At 33.8% G+C, this 7,885-nt stretch carries 5 protein-coding genes; 3 read left to right on the top strand and 2 right to left on the bottom strand.

Features of this window, described 5'->3' with window-relative positions; all coding sequences use genetic code 11:
• Positions 1 to 358: 358 nt before the first annotated feature.
• Entirely contained in the window at positions 359 to 2,560 is a 2,202-nt protein-coding gene (locus tag CRO45_RS16760; RefSeq protein WP_097150773.1) for a beta-propeller domain-containing protein, read from the top strand.
• Between the two features lie 53 nt (positions 2,561 to 2,613).
• On the opposite strand, the gene CRO45_RS16755 is transcribed toward CRO45_RS16760, so the two are convergent.
• The gene (locus CRO45_RS16755) at positions 2,614 to 4,098 is read right to left on the bottom strand and encodes a polysaccharide deacetylase family protein (protein WP_097150772.1); all 1,485 of its coding nucleotides are present in this window, start codon (positions 4,096 to 4,098) and stop codon (positions 2,614 to 2,616) included.
• Positions 4,099 to 4,233: 135 nt separating this feature from the next.
• On the opposite strand from CRO45_RS16755, the gene CRO45_RS16750 reads away from it, so the two are divergent.
• Positions 4,234 to 4,989, top strand: a complete 756-nt coding sequence (locus CRO45_RS16750; protein WP_097150771.1) for a threonine/serine exporter family protein — start codon at positions 4,234 to 4,236, stop codon at positions 4,987 to 4,989.
• Between the two features lie 12 nt (positions 4,990 to 5,001).
• Positions 5,002 to 5,487 (top strand): threonine/serine exporter family protein, encoded by a 486-nt coding sequence (locus CRO45_RS16745; RefSeq protein WP_097150770.1) that lies wholly within the window; start codon positions 5,002 to 5,004, stop codon positions 5,485 to 5,487.
• Positions 5,488 to 5,543: 56 nt separating this feature from the next.
• Here CRO45_RS16745 and CRO45_RS16740 read toward each other — a convergent pair whose 3' ends face one another.
• Positions 5,544 to 7,556 (bottom strand): bifunctional diguanylate cyclase/phosphodiesterase, encoded by a 2,013-nt coding sequence (locus CRO45_RS16740; protein WP_235864638.1) that lies wholly within the window; start codon positions 7,554 to 7,556, stop codon positions 5,544 to 5,546.
• Positions 7,557 to 7,885 lie beyond the last annotated feature (329 nt).

Below are 7,885 nucleotides of genomic sequence, written 5' to 3'. Positions count from 1 at the left end.
TGTGCAAAATAGCCCTCTATCTGAAAAAAATTAGCATAGTAGGGCTATTCGTAATGCGTACCAATAAGGTACGTTTTTTTATATTTCGGGCTTACCAAAATCGCAAGTAACCTCGCAAAATTCGCAAGTAAAACCAAAATCGCAAATAATTTTTAGAAAACGCAAATAAACTCCCGTAAACCGCAAGTAAATCATTCAAAATCGCAAGTAACCCAGCAAAATTCGCAAGTTAAACTCCCCACCCCATCCTCAACCCCCAAACATCCCAAAATTTTCAGAAAATAAATTTCCGAATATTGTAACTTATCCAATATAAATAGGTCTAATCCGATAAAGAAGTACTTAAAGGAGTGACAAGATGAAAAAACGATTCTATATAGGAGGATTACTTATTGTTTTAGCTGCAATTGTAGTAGGAGCGGTACTATTCCTAGGAAAGAAGGTTGAGGTAGAGGCGACATCTAAAGTAATGGTGAACCATCCATACCTTATCCATTTTTCTCAAAGCCTAGATGAAGCAAGTATAGATAACGAGCACATCTATTTAACGAATAGTGCAGGAGAAAAAGTTGAAGTTTCAATGAAGTTGCTAAATAACAATAAAACTCTTGCAATACTTAATGCAAAATCAGGCACGTATACAGCTCACATAGAAAAATCAGCTTTTAAGGATATTTCATCTAAAACGGAAAAACAGGAAATTGAATTTGAAGTAGTTGATGAAATTAAACATATTGCATCGAAAGAAGATCTCCAAAACTTCTTCTTAAATGTAGCTAATCGTGAGAAACGTTATTACTCTGGAGGAGAATTCGAAACAACTACAGTTGAAAGTTCTGACATGTCCGCAGCTGAATCAAAAAGTGATAGCGCTGGAAGTGGGGGTTCTGATCATTCTACAACGAATAACCAGGTAGAAGGGATAGAAGAAGGGGATATCGTTGTTACGGATGGTGAATTTATTTATTCTACTTTCGATAGCAACATTATCATTACAGATACCCGTGACCCAAAAAATATGAAACAAGTAAGTAAAATCCCACTGGATCAGTATAGCTATCCAATGCAAATGATGATACATGAGAATATGTTAATTGTTATTAAAGATCAGTATGTAGAGACGAAACATCCAGACAAACAACATTATATGGGTGGGTATAGCCTAACAACGGCAGCCATTTACAATATTGAAGACCCTACAAATCCATCATTAATACGTGAAGTAGGTCAGGATGGGTATATGAGTGCTGTGCGCAAATATAATGATGTACTTTATATTGTATCGAACAAAACTCCAAACTATTGGATTTTATATGATACTCCTGCAGACGAAGTTGAGTTAAGACCGTATGTTTATGATAGCGCGGAAGAAGAAAAAATCGCCCCAATGGAAATTGATCAGTTAACAATTTTACCTGGCGCGACAGAACCAAGTTACACGATCATTTCTGCAATTGATTTAAACAATTTCCAAAATGAAAAAATTGAAACGAAAGGTTTTTTAGGTGGGAGCCAAAACCTTTATATGTCATATAACGCTATTTATTTAACTGCTAACAACTACGAAATGCCTACAACGTTAGAGCTTGATGTTGAAGTTGATACTTCAGACGCTGTTTCTACATCAATTGCTAGAGATATGATCATTGCGCCTATGTCGACAAATACAGACATTTATAAATTCTCAATTGATGGAACGACAATTAACTTCTCTGCTTCAGCTTCAGTTGAAGGGACAGTATTAAATCAATTCTCGATGGATGAATATAATGGACATTTCCGAATTGCTGTAACCGAAGGACATTCTTGGGGGGCAGAACCTACTTCGAAAAACCATTTATACATCTTCAATGACAAGTTAGTTAAAGTAGGGGAAGTGACTGATTTAGCAAAAGGTGAGCGCATTTATTCTGCGAGATTTATGGGAGACAAAGCGTATATAGTTACCTTTAAAGAAGTTGACCCTCTATTCGTCATTGACCTAGCTAATCCAAGTGCACCGAAAGTATTAGGAGAATTAAAAATCCCAGGATTCAGTAATTACCTACACCCACTTGATGAAAATCACCTAATTGGGATTGGATACGATACGAAAACTATGGTTGATAGCTATTCTAAACAGCCATTTACAGTAACGGGTGGGATGAAAATATCACTATTTGATATTACCGATTTCTCAAATCCAAAAGAACAAGATAACGTAATAATTGGTGGTCGCGGTACGTACTCAGATGTCCAATACAATCATAAAGCGCTATTCAGAAATACTGATTATAGTTATTTTGGGTTCCCGATAACACTTTATAAAGAAAAAGGGGAATATGAAACTCAATATCAAGGATCTGGAGCAGTCATTTATGAAATAACAGATGAAAATGGAATTCAACTTAAAGGGAACTTAATAACTCCAGCAGCTAATGGTGAAATGTATGAAAATTGGGAGTTAATGATCCAACGTATGCTCTATATCGACGATACACTTTATACAGTTTCTAGAAATGAAATTAAAAGCTACGACTTACAGACGTTTAATTTGTTAGGTAGTGTTAAATTGCAGTAATTGAAAAACGATTGGCAACCCTGCAAGGGGTAATGCCAATCGTTTTATTTGTGTTATTTATTTTGTAGTATTTCACTAACTGTTACAAATTCATAGCCTTCATCTTGCAAATATTTTAGGACACTTTCAAGTCCATCAGCAGTCGATTGGTGGATGTCATGCATTAAAATAATGGCGTTATTGTGCATATTTTTTTGAACACTTGGTAATAGATTAGTAGAATCGCGGTATTTCCAATCCAACGTATCAATTGTCCACATCACTACTGGTAGGTCAATTACGCTAATGACAGAATCATTTTTTGCACCATATGGTGGTCTGAATACTGTTGGATATTCACCTAATACATTATGAATTGCAACATTTGTTGCGTTAATTTGGTCCATTACTTGATTTGAGGATACTTTTGTTAAGTTTTCATGATTCCAAGTGTGATTTCCGATTTCATGACCACGTTCTAACGTTTCTATTACAATATCAGCATACTTTTCTACTCGATTACCAACGACAAAAAAAGTTGCCTTTGCATCGTACTTATCAAGCGTGTCTAGTATACTTGTTGTTACCGTTGGGTGAGGTCCATCATCAAAAGTTAAAGCAACTTTTTTGCCAGTATTGCTGCTACTTTCTTTTTGTGGTGGAGGATTCGTGATTACAGAATGATTTTCGATTCCTGTTTGAAACTCTTTAGATAGTAAAGGATATATTGATGATAATGGAATAGTAGCCATAGGTACACCTATATCGCTATTACCAATTTCCCCTTTATTGAAATACAGAACTAGTGACTCTTCAATGATTGCAAATCGCTTGAAGTAAATCCATTTTGGTTCAGTCACTTTAAATAAAGCTTCTTGATTAATATGTTTTTGATAATCGTGGTTATTCACTATAGAATAACGTACAACATCTGATAATGATGTTAAGTGATTTTCATCGTCATTTAATATTTGTTGAAAATCAATTATACTTCCCGTTTCTAGATTAAAGAAAAGGGTATAGATTGATGTGTCGTAAGTATTACTTTTTACAGCCACATTTTTAGTGAAAACGAGTGAAAGATATTGATCTTGATGTGGATACATTTCTACTTCTATCTTTAAATTGTTTTCTAGATTTGTAGTCGTTTCATTTTGTTCAACAGTGTCTTTTAGGCGTATGATATTTTCATATTGGTTTTTTGCGTCGGATATGTATTTGTTTATTTCAGTATTAACTGATTCAAAGTTTGTTTTTACATATTGAATTGAGTAGGGTTTTGTGGAATCTTTTAATGTTTCATTTACTAAACGAATTCCGTCGATATTTGTATTAACAATTTCTTGAGTTGCTGATGAAGATATTTCTGGTTCAACATTTGAGTTTACGGTACCTGAACCTGATTGGTTTGCCGTTTGACTGTTTGCAGAAGCATTTTGAAACTTAAATTCATTACTAGTAGTAGTGAATATAATGATGAACACGGTTAACGTAGCAATCGTAGTAATTAGGACAATATCAATTAATCGACCGCCAAACTTGCGATCATTATTATTCATATTGAATACAAACCCCTTTCAAAAGTAGTTGCTTATGAAAAATATGTAAAAATAAATTGAAATAATATGCATTTGTATTGAGATTTCTATTTTTGTTCGATACTATGAGCAAGGAGAAAAAGGAGAATCTTGATTATGTCGAATAATGAAATCAATTTTGAAATGGCCTTAGACTGTTTCTTGCTTGCAGGTCGAATTATGATAGAGAGTGGAGCTGAAACATATCGTGTGGAAGATACGATGTTACGCATGGCCCGTTCACTCGGAATAGAAGATGCTCAAAGTTATGTAACACCAACAGGAATTATCCTATCGATTGGAAAAAAGCAAATAACAAAAATTACCTCTATATCAAACCGTATTACTGATCTTCACAAAATAGCACTAGTAAACAATGTTTCTCGCAAACTTACTAATAAAATAATAACATTAGAACAGGCTTACGAGGAGTTAATAAAGATACAAAAGACGAATTATTTTTTACCGATTTCCCTACAGTTGTTAACTGCAGCTTCCGCCGGCAGTGCATTAATGATTTTGTTTGGTGGACTATGGTCGGATCTACCAGCAACATTTGTAGCAGGTGCAGTTGGTTTTATTGTGGTGACTATCCTACACGATCTGACAAAAGTAAAATTTTTCTCAGAATTTTTAGCAGCACTCTTTATAGGATTAGTCGCACATTTTGCCGTAAAGTTTCACCTTGGTACAGAAATCGACAAAATAATTATTGGTGGTGTCATGCCACTAGTTCCGGGATTACTAATTACAAATGCAATTCGTGATTTAATGGCAGGTCATTTTACCTCAGGTATATCACGTGGTGCAGAGGCATTCCTAACTGCTTTTGCTATTGGTTCTGGTATTGCGCTTGTTGTAGTTGCTTTTTAAGGAGAATGAAAAATGGACTATTTAATACAATTTATAATGAGTTTTATTGCAACTGCATCGTTTGGAGTTATTTTTAATGCACCAATAAAGGCAATTCCTATTTGTGGTCTAGTTGGTTCAGTTGGTTGGATGGGTTATTACTCGTTTCTTCAAGTCAATGCCACAGAGGTTCATGCCACATTTTTAGCATCATTTGTAGTGGCAGTTGTTGCGCAAATATTTGCAAGATGGTTTAAAACACCGATGATTGTATTCTATGTAGCGGGAATTATACCGCTTGTCCCTGGTGGTATTGCTTATAATTCTATGCGCAGTATTGTGGAATTAGACTATACAAGTGGGATTGAATTTGGCATGCGAGCATTTATGATTTCTGGAGCCATAGCGATGGGGCTTGTATTTGCGGAAGTAATAATTCAACTAAATTATAGAACGTTAAACAAAGGGAAGACCTCAATGCAATCATTTGCAAGAATCAAACGTCAAAAAGTTAAATAAAATTTAAAAAAGGCTACTAATCATGACGTATTAATCTATGATTAGTAGCCTTTGTTCTATTTAACAAGTCTTTCGATTTCTTTTTCATTCACAGGTTTACTAATTAAGAAACCTTGTATATAGTTGCAGCCAAATTGTTTTAGTTGTTGAAGTTGTTCTTCAGTTTCAACGCCTTCTGCTAAAACAGTAATATTCATTGATTTCCCAAATTGAACGATACCATTCACTAGTTTTTGATTTTTGTCTGACATCATTAATGAATGAATAAAGGTTTGGTCAATTTTTAATATTTCTATCGGTAATAACTGCATATAGCGGAATGAAGCATAGCCTGTTCCAAAGTCATCTAAGACAAAGGTAATACCTTCATTTGCTAGAATCTTCATTTGTTTAATAATATTCGATTCAGCTTCCGCTTCTAACGCAAATTTTTCTGTAATTTCGATTTGTATTAAATGAGCTGGACAACCTGTATTCGTTAATGAATTCATAATGGTTTTTGCCATGTTTTTATCACGGAATTCTCGAACAGATAGGTTAATACTTACCTTTAACCCGAGTCCTTTTTTAGACCATTCCACAGCTTGATTACAAGCTTTTTCAATAACGAATGAGCCGATATCATTGATGAGTCCAGTTTCTTCTGCTATAGGTATAAGCTCGTCCGGAGAAACTACTCCGATTTCTTCATCTTCCCAACGTACCAAAGCTTCAACACCAATGATTTTCTCTCTACTTAGATCGTATTGTGGCTGATACAGCACTTCTAAATTTTCCTGGTCAAGGGCAAGGAGCAAACGTTTTTCAATCAACGACTTGCGATGTAATGCTTTATGTGATGCAGAAGAAAGTGATGTAATGCTATTACCACCGGCTTCACGTACGGTTTGTAACGTTTTTAAGGAAGCTTTCATCAATTCAGTAAAGTTCGATTGGTCTTTCGGAGAGTGCGTAATACTCCCACTTAGTGAAATTGGAACAGCTACATTTCCAAGATAAATCGGATTTTGTTTTAAATAGTGTAAAAATCCTTGGATAAACCATTCGCTTAATGGAGTTAGGATAACGAACTCATTTGAGTTGATTCTTGCCATAGTACTATCTTGGAAGTAAATTTTCATACGTTTAACGAATTCTGTTATGAAACTCGTTTCAATTTGAACATTATGAATTTCTTTTAAAGTATAAAATTTATCAATACTGATATATACAAAGGCAAAACTTAAACGATCATCAATCTTTTCATTTACAACTTGTTCTAAACGATAAGAATTCATTAAGCCTGTTTCGGGATCGATATAAGCTATTTTTTCTAGACTATCTCTTTTTAACTTTTCTTCTGTAATATCATGTTCTATTAAAGTGTATTGAAAGCGATGTTCTGTAGCTGAATAGGTAGGAATAGCTGTCAAATTTACCCAATAAGATTGTCCATCTTTTGTAACTTTTTCGACTTCTCCATGCCATACATTTCCTAAATTGATGGCTTTCCAAATTTGCTCTGTCACTTCTTTACTTTCATCTGTATCAGGGAATAGCTGCCAAAACGTTTTACCAATTACCCGCTTAGGCGTCCAATGACTTGTTTTTAAAAATTTTTGATTGCAGTTAATGATGAATCCCTCATCATCAATTGTAACGTACATAAATGTAGAGGTGAGACCATCTCTAAGGTCAATTAACTCTTGCATCGTTGTATTTACTTTTTTCAATTGATCATTAATGGGGCAAATAACTAAAGTACAAGGTTCACCTTTATAGTTTGAAGGTACTATAAAAATTGACGAATCAATTAAACGTTCATCCTTAGACAATAGTTGTATATTTTCAAATTGATAGATATCTTGTCTACTAGCTATAAGTTCCCAAGAATGCTCCGACAATGTTGATAGTAGGGTAGTTTTTATCTGATTGTTATTTGTGAATTCACTAAAGGAATATTGAAATACATCTTCACATAATTGGTTCCAGATAATTACTTGATTTCGTTTATCCATCAGAAAAGATGGAAAAGGAGAATTTAGTATTAACTGTTCGTCAATACGCTCATTCGTTTTTACAAGTGTCATTCTTTTAATCTCCCTTTTAGAAGAATATTTTACTATCTATTATAAAATCAATTCGATATTTAGTCATTATTTTAATAATGGATTATTTATGGCAAATGGTTAAAACGAGACTAAGTACCTAATGAATGATGTAAAAATTATGTAGATTATTAAAAATGTACGATAATTTTGTGTCTGAAGAGAAATTAGTAAAGTATCATTGAAATAGTAAATACATTTTTTAGTTGTTTTATAGGAATTTAGAATAGAAATGCAAGTTCAAATGTGTGAAGATTTTGACAAGTTGTTCTATACTAGTAGGATAAAATTTATATAGATAAATAAGTAAG

This window comes from Ureibacillus acetophenoni, from assembly GCF_900220965.1.
Classification (GTDB): domain Bacteria; phylum Bacillota; class Bacilli; order Bacillales_A; family Planococcaceae; genus Ureibacillus; species Ureibacillus acetophenoni.
The sequence above is the reverse complement of the archived record's forward strand: the minus strand, read 5'-3'. Positions and strand labels throughout refer to the sequence as shown.